General features: G+C 71.6%; 17 protein-coding genes. 7 read left to right on the forward strand and 10 right to left on the reverse strand.

Annotated elements, in window-relative coordinates:
* Positions 1–2: 2 nt before the first annotated feature.
* The 4 genes from ACOJVX_RS25440 to ACOJVX_RS25455 form a co-directional block, all read right to left on the reverse strand.
* Positions 3–2,108, reverse strand: coding sequence for a PhoX family protein (locus ACOJVX_RS25440; protein WP_418154770.1), 2,106 nt, complete (start codon positions 2,106–2,108; stop codon positions 3–5).
* Positions 2,109–2,431: 323 nt separating this feature from the next.
* Positions 2,432–2,692: a divalent-cation tolerance protein CutA gene (gene cutA / locus ACOJVX_RS25445; RefSeq protein WP_103055892.1), complete on the reverse strand. Its 261-nt coding sequence runs from the start codon at positions 2,690–2,692 to the stop codon at positions 2,432–2,434.
* A gap of 332 nt (positions 2,693–3,024) precedes the next feature.
* Positions 3,025–4,116, reverse strand: a complete 1,092-nt coding sequence (locus ACOJVX_RS25450; RefSeq protein WP_026417891.1) for an inositol-3-phosphate synthase — start codon at positions 4,114–4,116, stop codon at positions 3,025–3,027.
* Positions 4,117–4,199: 83 nt separating this feature from the next.
* The gene (locus tag ACOJVX_RS25455; protein ID WP_418154769.1) at positions 4,200–4,826 is read right to left on the reverse strand and encodes a PadR family transcriptional regulator; all 627 of its coding nucleotides are present in this window, start codon (positions 4,824–4,826) and stop codon (positions 4,200–4,202) included.
* A gap of 201 nt (positions 4,827–5,027) precedes the next feature.
* Here ACOJVX_RS25455 and ACOJVX_RS25460 point away from each other — a divergent pair, with 201 nt between their 5' ends.
* On the forward strand, positions 5,028–5,432 hold the full coding sequence (locus ACOJVX_RS25460; protein ID WP_026417890.1) for a DUF5318 family protein: 405 nt from the start codon (positions 5,028–5,030) through the stop codon (positions 5,430–5,432).
* 92 nt (positions 5,433–5,524) lie between these two features.
* Here the strand turns inward: ACOJVX_RS25460 and ACOJVX_RS25465 are convergent, their stop codons facing one another.
* On the reverse strand, positions 5,525–6,430 hold the full coding sequence (locus tag ACOJVX_RS25465; RefSeq protein ID WP_422647139.1) for a hypothetical protein: 906 nt from the start codon (positions 6,428–6,430) through the stop codon (positions 5,525–5,527).
* 162 nt (positions 6,431–6,592) lie between these two features.
* On the opposite strand from ACOJVX_RS25465, the gene ACOJVX_RS25470 reads away from it, so the two are divergent.
* Complete coding sequence (locus tag ACOJVX_RS25470; protein WP_162147277.1) at positions 6,593–9,157, forward strand: transglycosylase domain-containing protein; 2,565 nt, start codon at positions 6,593–6,595, stop codon at positions 9,155–9,157.
* Positions 9,158–9,624: 467 nt separating this feature from the next.
* On the opposite strand, the gene ACOJVX_RS25475 is transcribed toward ACOJVX_RS25470, so the two are convergent.
* From ACOJVX_RS25475 to ACOJVX_RS25490, 4 genes are all read right to left on the reverse strand, one after another.
* A complete protein-coding gene (locus ACOJVX_RS25475; protein WP_422647587.1) occupies positions 9,625–11,190 on the reverse strand; it encodes a glycosyltransferase family 87 protein in 1,566 nt (521 codons plus the stop codon).
* Between the two features lie 175 nt (positions 11,191–11,365).
* Entirely contained in the window at positions 11,366–11,611 is a 246-nt protein-coding gene (locus tag ACOJVX_RS25480) for a DUF397 domain-containing protein (RefSeq protein WP_051313643.1), read from the reverse strand.
* Between the two features lie 372 nt (positions 11,612–11,983).
* Positions 11,984–13,621: a DUF2029 domain-containing protein gene (locus ACOJVX_RS25485; RefSeq protein WP_155886051.1), complete on the reverse strand. Its 1,638-nt coding sequence runs from the start codon at positions 13,619–13,621 to the stop codon at positions 11,984–11,986.
* 206 nt (positions 13,622–13,827) lie between these two features.
* Entirely contained in the window at positions 13,828–14,601 is a 774-nt protein-coding gene (locus ACOJVX_RS25490; RefSeq protein WP_030106392.1) for a deoxyribonuclease IV, read from the reverse strand.
* Positions 14,602–14,880: 279 nt separating this feature from the next.
* Between ACOJVX_RS25490 and rpsF the strand changes: the two genes are divergently transcribed.
* From rpsF to dnaB, 5 genes are all read left to right on the forward strand, one after another.
* Entirely contained in the window at positions 14,881–15,177 is a 297-nt protein-coding gene (rpsF, locus tag ACOJVX_RS25495) for a 30S ribosomal protein S6 (protein ID WP_081715277.1), read from the forward strand.
* Between the two features lie 22 nt (positions 15,178–15,199).
* The gene (locus ACOJVX_RS25500; protein ID WP_026417886.1) at positions 15,200–15,691 is read left to right on the forward strand and encodes a single-stranded DNA-binding protein; all 492 of its coding nucleotides are present in this window, start codon (positions 15,200–15,202) and stop codon (positions 15,689–15,691) included.
* A gap of 70 nt (positions 15,692–15,761) precedes the next feature.
* Entirely contained in the window at positions 15,762–16,010 is a 249-nt protein-coding gene (gene rpsR, locus ACOJVX_RS25505; RefSeq protein WP_016698008.1) for a 30S ribosomal protein S18, read from the forward strand.
* A gap of 18 nt (positions 16,011–16,028) precedes the next feature.
* Positions 16,029–16,484, forward strand: a complete 456-nt coding sequence (gene rplI, locus ACOJVX_RS25510) for a 50S ribosomal protein L9 (RefSeq protein ID WP_026417885.1) — start codon at positions 16,029–16,031, stop codon at positions 16,482–16,484.
* Positions 16,485–16,957: 473 nt separating this feature from the next.
* Complete coding sequence (gene dnaB, locus ACOJVX_RS25515; protein ID WP_026417884.1) at positions 16,958–18,319, forward strand: replicative DNA helicase; 1,362 nt, start codon at positions 16,958–16,960, stop codon at positions 18,317–18,319.
* 415 nt (positions 18,320–18,734) lie between these two features.
* On the opposite strand, the gene ACOJVX_RS25520 is transcribed toward dnaB, so the two are convergent.
* Positions 18,735–19,577 (reverse strand): LLM class F420-dependent oxidoreductase, encoded by an 843-nt coding sequence (locus ACOJVX_RS25520; protein ID WP_418154764.1) that lies wholly within the window; start codon positions 19,575–19,577, stop codon positions 18,735–18,737.
* Positions 19,578–19,595: the final 18 nt, after the last annotated feature.

Here is a 19,595-nt window from a genome sequence, read left to right on the forward strand (position 1 = left end):
CGTCACCGGCCGATCCGGCCGACTCCCCGTCCACCCGGGCCGGTGCGCCACACCCCCACCACCGACGGGCGGGGGTTCGCGCCACCACCGTCCGGCCAGTCCGAGCCCGGCCGTTCCGCGCTCGACCCGTCGATCTCCCCCGGGTGCTGCACGCAGACCGTGACGAGGTCCTCGGTGACGATCGGTCCACACGCCTCCGCACCCCGGGGGACGGTGAGGAACAGCTTCAGCTCACCTCGGCGTTCGCCCTCGGTGGGGACCACGTACAGCCCGTCGTTGATGCCGAGCGCCCCGGTGGAGTCGGTGGAGATCCACAGGTTCCCGTGGTCGTCGAAGGCCAGGTTGTCCGGGCTGGTGATCGGACTGACCTGGCTCTTGTCGAAGCCCGCGAAGTAGGTGTCCGGCGACTCCGGGTCACCGCACACCAGCAGCAACCGCCACCGGAACGTGGTCGCGGCCGCGTCCCCGCCGGCCTCCTCCCACTCCAGCACGTGACCGTGCTTGTTCCCCGCTCGCGGGTTGGCCTCGTCCGGGCCGGCGCTGCCGGCGGCACCCCGGTTCGCGTTGTTCGTCAACGCCGCGTACACCCGCCCGGTGACCGGGTTCGCCTCGACGTCCTCGGGCCGGTCCATCTTGGTCGCGCCGACCCGGTCGGCGGCCAGGCGGGTGAAGACGTACACCTCCTCCGCGGTCATCCCCGGCACGAGGGAACGGTCGCCCCTGGCCAGCGGGACCCACTCGCCGGTCCCGCCGAACTCGCCGTCGGCGGGCAACGCCCCGGAACCGTCGATCTCCTCGGCGGGGCTGTCGCCCGTCAGCCTCGCCACGTACAGGGTTCCGTCGTCGAGCAGGCGCATGTTGTGCCGGCGGGCCGCCCGGGTGTTCCCGGGCACCATCCGCCCCCGGGAGACGAACTTGTAGAGGTAGTCGAAGCGCTCGTCGTCCCCCTGGTACGCCACGGCCCGGCCGTCCTCGGTCAGCCGGATGGTGGCGCCCTCGTGCTTGAACCGGCCCAGGGCGGTGTGCTTGACGGGAGTCGAGTCGGGGTCGCTCGGGTCGACCTCGACCACCCAGCCGAACCGGTTGACCTCGTTCGGTTCGACCGCGAGGTCGAACCTGTCGTCGAACCGCTCCCACTTGCGGGTGCTGGCGCCGCCACTGATGCCGTAACGCGCCAGCCGTTCCGCGGCCACCGGGTCTGTCACCTGGTCGGCGTTGCCGAAGTACTGGTTGAAGTTCTCCTCGCCCGAGAGCACCGTGCCCCAGGGCGTGACGCCGCCGGCGCAGTTGTTCAGCGTGCCGAGCACGGTGCGCCCGGTCGGGTCGGCCGACGTCCGCAGCAGCTCGCTGCCCGCCGCCGGACCGGTCAGTTCGAACGGGGTGCGGACGGTGATGCGGCGGCCGTACCGGCTGGGCACGACCCGCAGCCCGCCGGCCACCGGGTCCCGCAGCGCCCGCACCACCGACAGGCCGTGCGCGGCCCAACCGATGCGCACCTGCTCCTCGGTCGGGTCGTCCGGGTCGTAACCCCGGAACATCTCCGGTTCGGTGGTGTACTCGTGGTTGACGACCAGCCAGTTGTCCTGGCCCAGCGCGTCCCGGGGGATCAGACCGGCGAAGTCGCAGTTGTACCCGAACTGCGCCTCCTGCGCGGCGGCCGTCTGGTGGTCGAAGTCGAACCGGGGCGCGTCCCCGGCCACGGGGTCACCCCAGCGGATGACCACCTGCTGCCGGTAGCCGGTCGGGATCACCACCGCGTCCTCGGTGTTCGGCGTGACCGACTCGAAGTCCGTGCCGATCGCGGGCCCCGAGCCACCGCCGCGGGCCGTGGCCTGGCTGCCGCCGGGCCCGGCCGCCGCCTGGCCGGCCGTCATCGCCAGCGCCCCACCACCGACGGTCACCACGGCGGCGGCACGCAGCACACCGCGCCGGCTCATCGCCGTGCGGACGAGGTCACCGAAGTACGGGTTGTCGGAACGGTTGGGGGCGTCGTGCGCGCAGGCGTCCGCGCAGCGGTACCGGCAGGTGATGCCCGAGCGGCCGCCGACGTGCCCGGCGGCGAGCGGCAGGGGGATGGTGCGGCCTTCTCCGGGTGGCGGGATGGACACGGGGGTCCTCCGGGGAGCTCGGCGACGGGAACGAGCCGACCGTAGGAGCGGCGGCCGTCCGCGAGGTGAACGACGGGGGAACACCACGCCGCGCCCACGCGAGCATCGTGCCGCCAGGCTTCCGCCGCCGACCGAGCGGTGCCACCACCCAGCCGGGGGCCGGGGATGTCCCGACCGCCACCGGACGACCGCGAGTACGAGATCGGCGCCATCGCCCGCCACCTCCCGCTCGTGGCCCCGGCGGGAGGTGGAGCACGACCGCTCGCACCGCCGGCCTCGCCCGCGCGTCGAACCAGGGCTGGCGGACCCGAACCCACCGGGGCCTAGGCGGTCTCCTCGTCCAGCCAGGACAGGTAGGCCGGGTTCCCTCGGGTGATGGGGCTGACGATCACTTCGGGCACGTCGTAGCCGTGGGTGGAACGCGGGTGCTCCACCAACCGGTCGGTGGCGGCGGCCGTGGTCTTGCCGACGACCTGCCACTCCTGGTCCGTCCGCACCTCGCCCTCCCGCCGGTGGACGCTGACGACGGGCCCGACCACCCGCGCGCACGCCGGCAGCCGTGCTTCGACGGCGCCACGTGCCAGCTCCTGGGCCTGGTCAGCGGAATCCCACGGTGGTCACCACGACGTTGTGACTCGTGAGGCCAATGCTCCCAGCGGGGTCGACGCCCGACCCCGCGCGGCCGCCACCGCCCTCGGCGGCCGCCGACCCGAACCCCTGGCCGGTCGCCGTCCCGCTGTTACGCCGCCCGCCCGCCGGTCGAGCCCGCCGCGCGTCGCCGGCGGCACGCGACCTTGGCCAGCCCGCACCCACCCGGGGACCGCGTCGGGTCCACACCCGGTGTCCGGCGACCGCGGGGCAGAGCAGACGGGGGCCACGCGTCCGCGTGGCCCCCGTCATCCGCGACGCGGGTGGATCACTCGTCGATCTCGCCCCGGATGAACGACTCGACCTTGTCGCGGGCCACCGAGTCCGAGTACTGGGTGGGCGGCGACTTCATCAGGTAGGACGACGCCGAGTACACCGGGCCGGCCACCCCTCGGTCCTTGGCGATCTTCGCGGCGCGCACGGCGTCGATGATGATGCCGGCGGAGTTGGGGGAGTCCCAGACCTCCAGCTTGTACTCGAGGTTCAGCGGCACGTCACCGAAGGCCCGGCCCTCCAGCCGCACGTAGGCCCACTTGCGGTCGTCCAACCACTCCACGTAGTCGGAGGGACCGATGTGCACGTTGCGCTTGCCGAGGTCCCGGTCGACCTGGGAGGTGACGGACTGCGTCTTGGAGATCTTCTTGGACTCCAGCCGGTCGCGCTCCAACATGTTCTTGAAGTCCATGTTGCCGCCGACGTTCAGCTGCATGGTCCGGTCGACCTGCACGCCCCGGTCCTCGAAGAGCCTGGTCAGCACCCGGTGGGTGATGGTCGCCCCCACCTGGGACTTGATGTCGTCCCCGACGATCGGCACCCCGGCCGCCCTGAACCGCTCGGCCCACTCCGGGTCGGAGGCGATGAACACCGGCAGCGCGTTCACGAAGGCCACGCCCGCCCTGATGGCGGCGTCGGCGTAGAACAGCGCGGCTTCCTCGGACCCCACGGGCAGGTAGCAGACGAGGACGTCGGCCTCGCTCTGCCGCAGGGCCTCCACCACGTCGACCGGCTTCTCGTCCGACTCCTCGATCGTCTCGCGGTAGTAGCGACCGAGGCCGTCGAGGGTGTGGCCGCGCTGCACGGTGACACCCACCGGGGGGACGTCGCAGATCTTGATGGTGTTGTTCTCGCTGGCGACGATGGCCTCGGCGAGGTCGTGGCCGACCTTCTTGGCGTCCACGTCGAAGGCCGCGACGAACTCGATGTCCCGGACGTGGTAGTCACCGAACTGCACGTGCATCAGCCCGGGCACGTTGGTGTCGGGAGCCGCCTCCCGGTAGTAGTGCACGCCCTGCACCAGCGACGCCGCGCAGTTGCCGACGCCGACGATTGCCACCCGTACGCTGCGGCGTTCTCCGCCCATGGCCGGGTCCTCCTTCACTCTGTCTTCCAAGACCGGTGTGCTGTGCGGCTGGCTCACGCCAGCCCTGGTCGGGCCGGGAACCCTCACGGCTCCCGCTCCCGCGGCGCGGTGTCCCGCTCGGCCTCGTGTCCCGCCTGGCCGTCTCCCGCCTGGCTCTGGGGCTCCGGGGCGACGTTCGGCCTCTCCTCGTCCCGTTCGTGCGCGATCAACTCGTTCAGCCACCGCACCTCGCGGTCGGAGGTCTCCAACCCCATCCGGTGCAACTCCCGCGTGTACCGGTCGATCTGCTGCCCGGCCCTCGCGAGCGCGGCCCGCAGGCCCTCCCGGCGTTCCTCCACATGCCGCCGACGGCCCTCGAGGATGCGCATCCGCACCTCCGCGGGTGTGCGGGAGAAGAAGGCGAGGTGCACCCCGAAGGACGCGTCCTCCCAGGTCTGCGGTCCCACGTCCGCGACGAGGTCGGCGAAGCGTTCCTTGCCTTCCGGGGTGAGCCGGTACACCTTCCTGGCGCGTCGCCCCCACGCTCGGGGCGGAGCGTCCTCACCGTCCTCGGCGATGAGTTCGGCACGTTGCAGTCGCCGCAGCGTGGGGTACAGGGAGCCGTAGGAGAACGCCCGAAACCCGCCGAGGAGCGTGAAGAGGCGCTTCCGGAGCTCGTACCCGTGCATCGGCGCCTCATGCAACAGGCCGAGGACAGCCAGTTCCAGCACAACACCCCCGATCCACTCACCCAGGTACGGTGCATCGTCGACACTGACAGATGCGTCGCTCCACTATATCGCGTCGATACATCGGGTGCGTACTTGTGAGCGGCCCCGCGCGGTGCGCTCCGTCACGGTCCGCGCGGGCGGCAGCCGAAGGACCCCCGATCAGCGCATGGCCCCCCTTCCCCGGGCACGTACGCTGTTCTCGTGCGGACCCAACGACAGGTGGTGGACTACGCGTTGCAGCGCAGGGCGCTGCTCGCCGACGTGCACTCGGGTCGAGTCGGGGTGATGGAGGTCTGCGACGCCAGCCCGTACCTGCTGCGGGCGGCGAAGTTCCACGGCGAGCCAAGCGACGTGACCTGCCCGATGTGCCGGAAGGAGTTGCTGACCAGGGTTTCCTGGATCTACGGCGACGAACTCAAGCACGCCGCGGGGTCGGCGCGGGCGCCACAGGAACTGGCGCGGATGGCGACCATGTTCGAGGAGTTCTCGGTATACGTGGTCGAGGTCTGCCGGACGTGTGGCTGGAACCACCTGGTGCAGTCATACGTCTTGGGAGGGCGCGGATCGCGCGACGGCGGTTCCCGGCGGTGGACGGCCGCCGAGTGAGCACACCGTGACCACCACCAGCGCCGAGAACACACCGGAACCGCCGAGAACGCCGAACGACGTGCCAGGATGGGGCGTCAGTTTGGGAGGCCCTACTCGTGAACGACGCACATGACAACCGGTCGCAGGGTGACCGGGAACCCCGGTCGCCGCAGGGCGGCCCCGCACCCCGGGGACCGCGTGACGAACGCCACCCCGGTGGTGCACGTCATGATGTGAATGATCCACCGAGTGGCCACGCCCCCCGCGAGGGGGGTCCGGCGAACCACGGCCCCGGCGGAGACCAGCCGCCGTCCTGGCCGGGAGGAGGCGCGCAGCGCCCGCCGCAGCCGCCGCACGGCCCCGGCCCGCATCCACCACGGCCCGGCCCGGGAGGACAACGGCCACCCGCCGGCCCCGGTCAGCCGCCGCCGTCCGGCCGCCCTCCGGGTACGCCCCCTGGCGGCCAGCCCATCAGCGGCCCGCCGCCCGGTGCACCCCACGGGGCGGCCGGCGCGCCACCCTCCCTGAGCGGCCAGTTGGGCGGTTCGCCGCCCCCCGCCGGTCCGCCGGGAGGCCAGCGCCCCTCCGCCCCGAACGCCGGGCCGCAGGGGCAGAACCCGCCCCCGGGCCAGCAGCCCCAGCGCCCTCCGGCCCAGCCCGGGCCGGGTCACCAGAGGCCGGCGGGCGCGCCCGCCGGCCAGCAGCGCCCGGGCGGTCCGCCGCCCCAGCAGCCGCCGGGAGCACCGCAGCCACCCCAGGCCCCCGGCGGCCCGGGTGGTCGACCCCCGCAACCGCCGCCCCCCGGCGCGCACCAGGGCACCCCCGGCAACCCGCAGCACGGCCCCGGCGCGCAGGGCGGTGCCCCGCAGAACCGGCCGGAACCCGGTGACCAGCCCAACCGCGTGGACCGCGCTCTCAACGGCCCCTCGGCCAGCCCTCAGGGCAGGCCCGGTGACCAGCCCGAGGGCGATCGACGCCCGCCACGAGGCCAGCAGGCCGGCGCGGCCGCCGGCCACGCGGCGGCAGGCGGGCCGGGATCGCCGAACCAGGACCCGGCCACCCGGATGAACCAGCAACCGCCCGCCCCCGGGGGACACGGCCCCGGTCCGCAGGGTGGTCCAGGAGCGCCAGGTGGCCCCCCCGGTCCGCAGGGACCGGGTCAGGACGCCGCGACCCGGATGAACCAGGCACCCCCCGCTCCCGGCGGCACCCCGCCGGGTGGTCAGCCACCCCAGGGGCTGGGCACACCGCCCCGGAACGGCGCGGGGATGCCGCCCGGCGACGAGGCACCCACGACCGTCCTGCGCGAACGCCTGATCACCCACGAGGAGCCCCTCACCACCTCGGCGCACTCGCCGGGCTTCGACGACGGGGACGACCCCGACGACGAGGTCGACGAACTCGCCGCGAAGAAGGCCCGCAAGAAGAAGGTGTGGCGGCGCATCCGCCGCACCGGCTATGTCGCGGCGGCCCTGGCGTTCCTCGCCCCGGCCACCGCCTTCGCGGTCGGCTACTTCATGTGGGACGTGCCCGACCCCCAGGAGATCCTGTCCGGCCGCGACAAGACGGTGATCATCCAGTCCGAGGACGAGCGGGAGTTGATGCGCTACACCCCGCAGGCCGAGGACGGCGGTGACTTCCAGTTCGTGCCGGCCGAGGAGATCCCCGAGGTCCTCAAGCAGGCCATCATCTCGGTCGAGGACCAGTCGTTCGAGCGCAACAGCGGTTTCGACCCGGTCGGTATCGCCCGGGCCGCCATCACCGGCTACGGCGGCGGGTCCGGCCTGACGCAGCAGTACATCAAGCAGGCCACCCAGGAGATGGACTCCACCTACACCAGGAAGTTCAAGGAACTGGTGCTCTCGGTGAAGATCACCCAGGAGTTCAGCAAGGACAAGATCTTCGAGAGCTACATCAACATCATCACCTTCGGTCGGGGCACGACCGGGCCCTCCTCGGCGATGCAGGCCTACTTCGGCAGGGACGCGAAGCTGGAGGACATCACCCCGTCCCAGGCCGCCTTCCTGGCCGGGATGATCCAGCTGCCCTACAGCCACGACCCGGCCCGGTCCAGCCACGAGCACGCCGAGACGCGGTGGCAGCACGCGGTGAACAAGATGGTCGAGACGAACACCATCACCGCGGCCGAGGCCGAGACCATGGAGTACCCGATCGACACCCTGAAGGACCCGGAGGAGACCCGGGCCAGCGGGGTGAGCGCCACCGAGTACCTGCTGCGCGAGCAGATCATGCGGGAGCTGGACGCCAACGGCTACGGCATGGACGTGCTCCAGGAACGCGGCGCGACCGTCCGGACGACCATCGACCCGGCGGCCCAGCAGGCCGCGCGGGAGGCGGTCGAGCAGCGGTTGGCCACCGAACCGGCCCACTTCCGCAGCTCGCTGGTGGCGGTCGACCCGCAGACAGGCGGGGTCATCGCCTACATCGGTGGCGGTCTCAACCCGACCGGTGGCGAGGACACCGGCTGGGGGACCGGCATCGACTACGCGACGAGCCTCCAGCAGCCCGGTTCCTCCTTCAAGCCCTTCGTCACCCTCGCCGGCCTCATGCAGGGCAAGGGCCTGGGCGAGTGGTACGAGTCGCCCGACGTGATCGAACGCGAGGGCACCAGCTTCCGGAACTCCTCCAAGTGCGCCAGCACCACCTGGTGCACCGTGCGGGAGGCCACCGAGGTGTCGGCGAACACCCCGTTCATCGACATGGCGAACCAGTTCGGCACCAAGCGGGTGCGGGAGGCGGCCGTGTTCTCCGGCATCCCCGACGAGATCAACGGTGCCGAGACCATGGTGGAGCCGGGCAGCCAGGCCACCGCCCTCGGTATCGCCCTCGGCCAGTACCAGGTGCGCACCATCGACATGGCCGCCGCCTACGCCACCTTCGCCGCCGATGGCACCAAACGGGACCCGCACTTCGTCTCCAGCGTGATCTGGGAGGACACCGGTGAGGAGGTGCTCCTCAACGAGGAGGCCACCGCGGGCGTACCCGCCTTCGACCAGCAGGACACCGAGCACAACCGCCAGCTGGCCCGGAACCTGACCGAGAGCCTGTTGCCGGTCGCCGCCGCCAGCCAGCAGTCGCTGGCCGACGGGCGCCCGGTGGCGTCCAAGACCGGTACCCACCAGTTCGGCAACACCGACGGCAACGCCAAGGCCTGGATGGTCGGCTACACCCCGCAGATCTCCACCGCGGTGTGGGTCGGCTCCGACCAGGAGCAGGAGATGCGGGACGCCGCCGGGAACCCGTTGTACGGGCGGACCGTGCCCTCCGACATCTGGCGGGCCTTCATGGACGCCTACCTGGCGGACAAGCCGGTGGAGGACTTCCCGCAGGCGGTCGGCATCGGCACCCACCAGGCCGGTCCCTCGCCCGAGGAGATCGAGGCCAGCCGGCAGGCCGAGGAGGAGGCCGAGCGCCGCCGCCAGGAGGAGGAAGAGAACCGGGAGCGGGAGTCCGATGCCCCGGATCCCAGCCACACCGACGAGGAGTCCACCGAGCCCGAGGACACCGACCAACCCGATCCGGACCCGTCCGACGGCAACGACCAGCCTGATCCCGGCGGCCCGCCGCCAGGGGACTGCGAGGAACGCCCGTGGGAGTGCCACGGGCAGGGTGACGGCTGGGGTGACGGTCCGGACCGGGGCAGCAGGGGCCAGGTGCTGAACGGCTTCGGCTGGCGGTCGGACGACCCCCAGCTCACCACCACCCCGCAGCCGATCAGCTGACCACGGGACCAGGACCTCGTTCCCGTGCCAGCGGTCGGGTCGCCACCGCTGGCCGGGATCGGTGACTCCCTCCCCGGTCACCCGGCCAGCGGCCGCCACCACGGCGGGCACATCGTGCCGCCAGGGCCGGGTGGCGCCGAACGCCTGCGAGCCAGCCGCCACGCGGGCGTGCCGTCCCCACCAGGCGTCGCGGCCCCGGTCGAGCCTCGTCCCACGGCCGAACGCACGTCGTGAGATCCGGTCGACCGGTCAGATGGCTCCGGGGAGGGGCTCGCCGTGCCGGTCGATCCCGCCACGACGGGTCCGGGTGTCGGAGGGACGGGGGCGGCGGTCCGCTGCCTCCCGCGCCACCCGTCCAGCGCCGCACACCGACGCCGAGGTGGCGGGACGCCCCAGGCCGCCCGGCACGGGCGGGTGCTCGTGGCGGTGTCCCGCCGAGCCCCGCGTGTGGCCCAGCGGACCGGCGGCTACTCGGGGCGCGGGGGCATGACCGCGACGTCGGACTTCCCGTCGCCGCCCACCGACCGCATGGTGTCGGGCCGGTCCGCCCCGCCGCCCCGCCGCCGGCGCCCGAGCACCACCACGTCGGGCGCGTCGGCGAGCACCCCGCCGGTCGGGTCGTCGTCCCCGGCGGACCGGACCCGGTCCCGGGTGGGCCGGTAGATCTCCCACAGCACCAACACGCACAAACCGACGACGGCCAGGTCCCGGAGCACGACCATGCCGAGGAACCAGTCCGGGGGGAGGCCCTTGTCGTCCACCCCGAGGTAGAAGAACATGCGGGGCACCCAGACCAGCGCGTCCACCGTCATCCAGGCCAGCAGCACGCGCCACCTCGGGAGCGCGAGCACGGCCAGTGGCACCAGCCAGAGCGAGTACTGGGGGCTCCAGACCTTGTTGGTGAGCAGGAACGCGGCCACCACCAGGAACGCGAGCTGCGCGAGCCGAGGACGCCTCGACGCGGAGAGCGCCACCCAGGCGACGCCAGCGCAGCACGCCAGGAACAGCAGCAGGCTGACGAGGTTCAACACCAGCGGCGCCTCCCCGGGGGAGAGCGGCCCGTCGAACCCGGCCCAGCCCGTGAAGTAGGAGACGACGTTGTACAGCGAGTCGGGGTCCGCCGGGCGTTCGGTGTTCAGCCGGAAGAACTCGCGCCAGCCCTCGGGGTAGAGCAGCCAGATCGGAGCGTTGATCGCCAGCCAGGCCGCCCCGGCCGCCAGGGTGGCCCGCAGGCCGTCACCCACCCTCCCGGCCCGCAGGCAGAGCACGAGGAGCGGTCCGAGGAGGAACAGGGGGTACAGCTTGGCCGCCCCGCCCAACCCGATCAGGACACCGGCCAGGACCGGTCTGCGCCGGGCCCACGCCAGGAGGCCGGCGGTCGCGAAGGCGGTCGCGAGCGTGTCGAAGTTCGTGAAGGCGTGCACGATGACCAGCGGCGACAGCGCGGCGATCGCGGCGTCCCACGGCCGGCGCCCGCTCAGCAGGAACAGCGCCCACACGGTGACCAACCAGCCGACCGCCAACCACAGCACCGAGAGGTTGAAGAACACCGCGACGGGGAGGGCGGCGGGGAGCAGGCCGCTCTCGGCGACGCTGAGCCAGGCGTCGGTGAGTTTCGCGTTGACCCACTGGAACATCCCGGTCAGCACCGGGTACTCCATGTACCGGACCTGCTCGTCCGGGGTGCCGGCGTTCTCCGTCCAGCTGTCCCGGTAGGGGAAGGCGCCCTGGTCGAGGTGTTCCGCGGTGTAGAGCGGGACGATGTCGGAGTAGCACATCGCGACGTACTGCCGGTTGCCGCGCCAGTCCAGGAAGGCCTCCCCGTCCTGGACGAACTGCTGGATGCAGGCGGCCTTCGTGCCCCAGCCGAGGCAGAGGACGACGATCGCGAACAGCAGCCCGACCCGCAGCGGCGACCAGAACCAGTGCCTCCCGATCACCGCGTGCCGGCCAAGGGGGCCGCCGAACGGGGCGGCGGCCCGGCGTGCGAGCGGCTCCGTCCAGCTGGGGACGACCCTGGTCGACGGGGTCAGCGTGTCCTGGTCGACTCTCGCCCCGGCGGCCCGCCGCTGGCCGGCCCCGGAGCCGGAGCTCCGCTCCGGTGGAGCCGGTGGGTGCTGCTGACGCCGCTCGGGAGGGTTGGACACGGCCGGATGCTACGGGTTCCCGCCGCCAGGTGTTCCCCGAACGCGCCGCCCCGGTGGTGAACTATCGGCGGGCGGCACCGGGCCAGTCGCGCAGTTCCTCGGGTACCTCCCGGGTGACGAACTCGTCCCGGCGAAGACCCCGGAGGAACCGCCGCCACGCCATCCTGGTCACCAGCAGGACTGGTTCCCGGGGTCGCTTGGAGTCCCGGACGCCGATCACGCCGTCCCCGAACAGCACCTCCACGCACTGCCCGTCGCTGTGGCTGCTGCTGCGCCACCCGGACCCGGCAGCTCCCTCCTGGTTCATCCTCACCACTCCCGTCGGGTCGGGTCTCGTGCCTCGTGGAGCGCTGCTCCGACGGAAATCGTGAAACATATTTGCGATTGATCGCGAGCCGGCGACCCGCGCGGGCCGGAGCACTCACCCGAGCCACACCAGCAACGCCCCTCCACCGAGGCACGCTGGACTCGTGAACACCCAGGACCGTGACGAGAATCTACGCCGTTCGGGCTAAAAACCGCGCCCCTGAGCGGGGCCAGCGCTGCCGGCGGTTCACACCTCAACAACACAACGTAAGCGAGGAAGGCCACCAAGGGCTTACGTAAACGGCGCTCATGGTCGACACTAGGACTCGGTGGCGCCGGCCTGGTACGCCCCCCGACCAGGCCTGCGCCGCCGCTACCTCACATCCCCCGGGGGTACGCCGCGTTCGGCGGTGCCCTCGGCGTCGCCACCCAGGTCGTCCTCCCGTCCCACCGGAGCGTCCGCCGCGCCGGTGCCCGGCTCCGCCGGGTCCCCGCCCCGCGCCACGGCTCCCGCCGACACGGCCGCCTGGGCCGGCGACCGGCTCAGCCCCGGCCGGCGGCGGCGCGGACTGGGCGCGGGTTCACCGTCCACCGTCGACCGGCTGTTCAGGAACACGAAGAACAACGCCAACAACAGGGCGGCCCGCCCCCAGACCCCGATCATGACCGCCTGCGGCGCGAAACCGTCGTAGATGGTCGGCGGCAAGCCCCAGGTGGTGATGTAGTACCACCGGAAGATCCCGATCCCCATGGCCAGGTCCGCGACGAAGTAGGCGGCGATCCACTGCCACCGGATGCGCATGAGCACGAAGAACGGCAACAGCCACAGCGTGTACTGGGGGGAGTGCACCTTGTGCAGCAGCAGGAAGCCGCAGAGCATCGCCGCCGAGACCGCGATCCAGGGGTAGGTGCCCTCCCGCTGGAAACGCCGCCACCCCAGCCAGCAGGCGAGTGCGAACGAGGCCAGCATCAGGGTCGGCGACAGCACGTCCATCGCGGCCTGGAAGGCGCCGTTGTCGGGATTGGACCACGGCCGGAAGCCCCAGTACCAGATCGAGTTCGTCGTCAGGTCGACCTTGCGGTTGCCCTGGAACTCGAAGGAGGCCCGCCAGCCCTCGAACCCGAGCAGCATGAACGGCAGGTTCACCAGCACGACCGTCACGACGGCGGCGAACGCCACCCGCATGGCGCCGGCCGGGTCGAGGCGCCGCCCCGCCCGCCGGACCGAGGCCGGCAACTCCCGGCCACCGATGCCCCCCGTCAGGACGTAGAGCAGCAGCGGCAGGACGAAGACACCCGGGTAGATCTTGAAGGCGAACCCGAGCGCGAGCAGGACCGAGGCGACCAACGCCCGATCCGTCAGCGGCCGGTGCGCGCCCCGCCTCCCCCAGCCCCGGTGCACGACGTACACGGCGGCGACCGCGCAGAGCACCACCGGCAGGTCCCAGTTGTGGAAGGCGTACAGCACGACGGGCGGTCCCAGCGCCCAGATCAGGGCGCGCCACCGGGAGAGCCCACCGAGCATCCACGCCGTCAGCAGGCCGAAGGGGGCCATCACCAGCGCCGACCCGAGCAGGAACTCGGCGTCGTTGTGGGCGAAGATCGCGCCAGCCCAGATGACCACGCCGGTCAGCACCGGGTACTCGACGGTGCCGCCCTCGGGCTGCCCGTACTCGTTCAGGCTGCCGTCGAGGTACGGGAAGACGTGCTTGTCGATGTCCCGGCCCAGCCACAGGTGCTGGATGTCGGAGTAGCAGACGTCGCCGTCGATCCGTTCCTTGTACATCGGGCCGCTGCGCCCGTACTCGTCGAACTCGGGTCCGGTGCAGCGGGCCTTGTTGGCGTATCCCGCCAGCAGCGTCAGCCCGCTGAGCAGGACCACCAGCGCCAGCCCGTACCGGGTGAGCCGGTTGGCGGTACTCGGTCCCGCCAACCCGCGCGCCCGACCAGCCGGTCGGTTCTCGGCTCCGTCGGCCGCCGGGCCGGCGCCGACCCCTTCCTCGCCCCGCATCTCATCCACCTGACTGTGCCCGCTCCGTCAGCCTGACCACTGGCCGGTCTCCCCCCGCTCCCTCAGCCACCGCGAGGGCACCAGCCCACCGGTGGCGAGTCGGACGCGGCGGGCCGGTCCAACTCCCGTCATCCGAGGACTCGTCCCGTCGTCCCGTCGCTGGTCGTCGTCGTCCGCGCGGGCCCGGCCGGCGGCACCCGCGCCGTTCAGCCCGCGCCCAGCCTGCCGCGCAGGAAGGCGATGTCCTCCGCCTGCCCCTCGGACGGAGTCTCCACCACCACCGGGGCGTTCGCCGCCGAGCAGACGCTGACCAGCAGCTCGGGGTCGATCGTGCCGTCCCCGATGTTGGCGTGGCGGTCACGGGAGGAACCGAACGGGTCCCGGGAACTGTTCAGGTGCACCAGGTCGATCCGGCCGGTGATGGACCGGACCCGGTCGACCACGTCGCCCAGGTCCTCACCCGCGGCGAAGGCGTGGCAGGTGTCGAGGCAGAAGCCCGGTTCGTACTCGCCGATCGCGTCCCACAGGCGGGCCAGCACGTCGAACCGCCGGGCGAGCGCGCCGTCACCTCCCGCGGTGTTCTCCACCAGGACGGGAACCGGGAAGCCCCCCTCGGCGTGCTGCCGGCCGAAGAGCTTGCGCCAGTTCTCGATCCCCACGTCCTCCGGCTCGCCCTTGCGGACGTGCCCGCCGTGGACGACCAGACCGGCCGCGCCCGAGGCCGCCGCCGCCTCGGCATGGGACAGCAGGAGCTTGCGGGAGGGGATCCGGATCCGGTTGTTGGTGGAGGCGACGTTGATGACGTAGGGCGAGTGGACGAAGAGCTGGACCCCCGCGGCGCGGAGTGGCTCCGCCTGGGGGTGGGGCGTGGCGGCCTTCCAGCTCTTGGGGTCAGCGAGGAAGACCTGCACGACCTCGGCGCCCCTGGCCTCGGCCTCGTTGAGCGGATCGTCGTCACCGACGTGGGCACCGATGAGCATGGCCCCGAGCCTAGCTGCCCGGTTGGCCCCGTGGGCGGATCAGTGGCCGCCGGCCGCCCGTGGTCCGCCCGACGCCGACGACGTCGCCTCGCCGGCGGCCGGCCAGTGGGGTACCGGCACGTCGTCGCTGGTGTGGCCCACCTCATCCCCCGAGGACGAGGGGAGGCCGAGGACCCGGTGCCGGCCGACGCTGCTACGGTGGACGCCGTTGCTGACGCGACGACCCTCCTGCCACGGAGAGCCCGTGGCCACCAAGCCCACAGGAGGTGAAGGTCAGTCATGCGTCATTACGAGGTCATGGTCATCCTGGACCCGAGTCTGGACGAGCGCACCGTGGCTCCCTCGCTCGACACCTTCCTCAACGTCATCCGCACGGGTGGCGGCGAGGTCGAGAACGTCGAGGTGTGGGGTCGCCGTCGCCTCTCCTTCGAGATCAACAAGCACAGCGAGGGCATCTACGCCGTCCTCGACCTGCGTGCCGACTCCGACACGGTGAAGGAGCTGGACCGCCAGCTCTCCCTGACCGAGTCGGTGCTCCGGACCAAGGTGCTCCGCCGCGAGACCGCCAAGTCCTGACCAGCGAGAGGCGTGACCCACGATGGCCGGTGACACGGTAATCACGGTGGTCGGCAACCTCACCGCCGACCCGGACCTGCGGTTCACCAAGACCGGAGCGGCGGTGGCCAGCTTCACGGTCGCCTCCACCCCGCGCACCTTCGACCGCCAGAGCGGCGAGTGGAAGGACGGCGAGGCGCTGTTCCTGCGGTGCAGCATCTGGCGGCAGGCGGCGGAGAACGTCGCCGAGTCGCTCCAGCGAGGCATGCGGGTGGTCGTGCAGGGCCGGCTCAAGCAGCGGAGCTTCGAGTCCAACGGCGAGAAGCGCACCGTGATCGAGATGGACGTCGACGAGATCGGTCCGTCGCTGCGCTACGCCACGGCGAAGGTGAACAAGGTCAGCCGTGGCGGCGGTTCCGGCGGATTCGGTGGCGGCGCGCCCGCCGCCGCGCCCTCGGACGACCCGTGGGGCTCCGCACCGCCGGCCGGTTCCGGCGGCAACAGTGGCGGATACGACGACGAGCCGCCGTTCTGATCCGGTCCCGGATCAACCACGGCACGCGCCGCCCCGTCGAAGATCTGACGAGTTTCGGGAGTAACACCAGATGGCCAAGCCACCCGTTCGCAAGCCCAAGAAGAAGGTTTGCGTCTTCTGCAAGGACGCCCGGAAGGGTGTTCTGACGAACATCGACTACAAGGACACCACGCTGCTGCGGAAGTACATCTCCGACCGCGGCAAGATCCGCGCCCGTCGGGTGACCGGCAACTGCAGCCAGCACCAGCGTGATGTCGCCGTCGCGGTGAAGAACGCCCGCGAGATGGCGTTGTTGCCCTACACCTCCACCGCTCGCTGACCAGGAAGAGGATCGAAGATGAAGCTCATCCTCACCACGGACGTGACGGGACTCGGTGGCCCGGGCGACATCGTCGAGGTCAAGGACGGTTACGGCCGCAACTACCTCGTTCCCCGCGGCTACGCCATCCTGGCGACCAAGGGCGCGGAGAAGCAGGTGGCCACGATCCGCCGCTCCCAGGAGTCCCGGCGGATCCGCGACCTCGACCACGCCAAGGAGGTCAAGGCGACGCTGGACAACCTGGGTCCGGTCCGGTACGAGGTCCGTGCCAGCGCCGACTCCGGCAAGCTGTTCGGCTCGGTCACCACTGCCGACGTCGTCTCGGCCGTCAAGGCCGCCGGTGGCCCCCTGCTCGACAAGCGGGCCGTGCAGCTGCGCGGCCACATCAAGAAGACCGGCAAGTACGGCGTTGACGTCCGCCTTCACCCTGACGTCAAGGTCGACCTGCGGCTCGAGGTCGTCGCCGCGAGCTGAGGCTCCGCGACCGGGCGAACCCCGGCAGCGGTGCCGTAGTGACTGACGGACCCCCACGTGTCCCGCTCCTGATCGGTGCGACACGTGGGGTCCGTGTCGTTCCGGCCCTCCGCGACAGGTCGTGCGTTCCCGGCGGTGCCGGTGAGGAACAGGCGCGACACGCCGAATTCACAACTTGGACCGACACGCCGCACAACCGGCCGTCGGTTTATCCACAAGTTATCCACAGCCCCTGACCTGCACTGATGTCGGGGGTGCCGTGAGTTGTCCCCAAGTTATCCCCAGTTCTCCACCGAAATGTGGTCAACCCGCCCCAGGTTGTCCCCAGGTTGTCCACAGGCTGCCCCCATGCCTGTTTGCCTGGGCACGCCGGGGCGTCCTAGCGTGCCCGCACGGCGGTGCGCTGCGCTGTCGCGCCCAGCTGGGGCCGGGACCAGACCGAGACCGACACCACAGGAGTTCGAGGGGGACAGGTGGCGCTGACCGACGAGCGAGCTGCCACGCCGGAGGGCTTCGAGCGGCAGCCACCCCAGGACCTGACGGCCGAGCAGTCGGTACTGGGCGGCATGTTGCTGAGCAAGGACGCGATCGCGGACGTGGTCGAGGTCATCACGCCCAACGACTTCTACCGCCCGGCACACCAGTCGATCTACGACTGCGTCCTCGACCTCTACGGGCGGGGTGAACCGGCCGACCCGATCACCGTCTCGGCGGAACTGGAACGCCGGGGGGAGCTGACCAGGGTCGGTGGTGCTCCCTACATCCACACCCTGATCGCGACCGTGCCCACCGCGGCCAACGCGGGCTACTACGCGGAGATCGTCGCGGAGAAGGCGGTGTTGCGACGGCTCGTCGAGGCCGGCACCCGCATCGTCCAGCTCGGCTACCACGGCGCGGAGGGCGCCGACATCGACGACGTGGTCGACCGCGCCCAGTCCTCCATCTACGAGGTGACGGAACGGCGCACCTCGGAGGACTACTCGGTGCTGGAGGACCTGCTCCAGCCGACGATGGACGAGATCGACGCCATCGCGTCGCGAGGGGGGATGTCCCTCGGGGTCCCCAGCGGCTTCACGGATCTGGACGCCGTGACCAACGGCCTCCACCCGGGCCAGATGATCATCGTGGCCGCGCGTCCCGGTGTCGGCAAGTCCACCCTGGGGCTGGACTTCGCCAGGTCCTGCTCCATCAAGCACGGCATGACCAGCGTCATCTTCTCCCTGGAGATGAGCAAGACCGAGATCGTGATGCGCATGCTCTCGGCGGAGGCTCGGATCCGGCTCCAGGACATGCGGGGCGGCCGGATGTCCGACGACGACTGGACCCGGTTGGCCAGGCGGATGAGCGAGGTCAGCGAGGCACCGCTCTTCGTCGACGACTCGCCCAACCTGACCATGATGGAGATCCGGGCCAAGGCTCGGCGCCTGAAGCAGCGCAACGACCTCAAACTCGTCGTCGTCGACTACCTCCAGCTGATGACCTCGGGCAAACGGGTGGAGTCCCGCCAGCAGGAGGTCTCGGAGTTCTCCCGGAACCTCAAGCTCCTGGCGAAGGAACTCGAGGTCCCGGTAGTGGCGATCAGCCAGTTGAACCGTGGCCCCGAGCAGCGCACCGACAAACGCCCCATGCTCTCCGACCTGCGGGAGTCCGGCTCGCTGGAGCAGGACGCGGACATGGTCCTCCTGATCAACCGCCCGGACGCCTGGGAACGGGACGACCCCCGGATGGGCGAGGCCGACCTCATCCTGGCCAAGCACCGCGCCGGCCCGACCTCGACGATCACCGTCGCCCACCAGCTGCACTACAGCCGTTTCGTGGACATGGCCCAGACCTGAGCCCCGGCACCCGTAGGGCCTGGCCCGTGTGGTGCCTTCCTGGTTCCGCCGGTCACCGGGTGGACGCCACTCCGAGCTCCCGGGCGGCCGCGACCGATGCCCACGCGCGACGGAGGTGGGTCGTCGCCAGGCCCTGATAGCCATCTCGGCCAGGAGGCCGGGCCAGGAACGGGACGGTCACCCCCGCTTCGACTGGCTGGAGGACGAGGCACCCGGGCCCCTGATCGCACGTGTCTCGGAGGTGGCACTCACGCACCGGCACGTGGCGCGCGGGTGCCGGTGGGAGACGGCCCCGGACGCCCCGGATCAACCCGTCACCCGGCGCGGGGCTGGCATGGTGACTCGGGTCCGACCACCTCTGCTCCTCGACCACGTCGGCCGATCGGCCGTGGCTCGGCCCAGGTCCCACCCGCGATCACCGCCTCCCGTGGATGACGCCGGCCAAGCGGTCGAGTTCACGGAGGGTGTCGTCGGGGTCCTCGTGGTCGGGCAACTCGAACAGGACCCGGTCGAACCCCGCCTCGTGGTACGAGCCCAGCGCCCCCGGGCTGCCGCCGTAGAGGGTGACGTCCACCGCGCGCCCGACGTCAGCCGCCCGGGAACGCAGCTCCGCGATGCGCGCGGCGAACCGCTCCGCGCTGAAGAGCGGGAGCGGTAACCAGCCGTCACCGTGGCTCAACACGCGGTCCAGCACGGTCGGCCCGACGCCCGCGACGAGCACCGGTGGGCGGCGGACCGGTTTGGGCCAGGACCAGATCGGGTCGAAGTCGACGAACTCGCCGTGGAACTCCGGTTCGTCCTCGGTCCAGATCGCCCTCATGGCCGCGACGAGCTCCAGCATCCGCGCGATCGGCCGCGCCGGGTCGACACCGTGGTTGGCCATCTCCTCGTTGTTCCAACCAGGGCCGACGCCCAGTTCGAGCCGTCCTCCGGAGATGCGGTCCACGCTCGCGACCTGTTTGGCCAGCGTGATCGGGTGGTGCTGGTTGACCAGCGACACGGCGGTGCCGAGGCCGACGCGCTCGGTCGTCGCCGCGATCGCGGCCAGTGCGGCCAGCGGGTCGTAGGTGTGCGAGTAGTGGCGGGGCAGGGGTCGCGGGACCGGCGCGCCCACCGGCCACGGGGTGATGCGGCTGGCGGGGATGTGCGTGTGCTCGGTGAGGAACAGGGACCCGAACCCGCGCTCCTCCACCGCATGGCCAAGGCGGACCGGGTCGATGCCGTAGTCGGTCAGGAAGGTGACGATGCCGTGTTCCATGGACGCATCATGACACAA

This window comes from Actinoalloteichus caeruleus (genome assembly GCF_049311605.1).
Classification (GTDB): domain Bacteria; phylum Actinomycetota; class Actinomycetes; order Mycobacteriales; family Pseudonocardiaceae; genus Actinoalloteichus_B; species Actinoalloteichus_B caeruleus.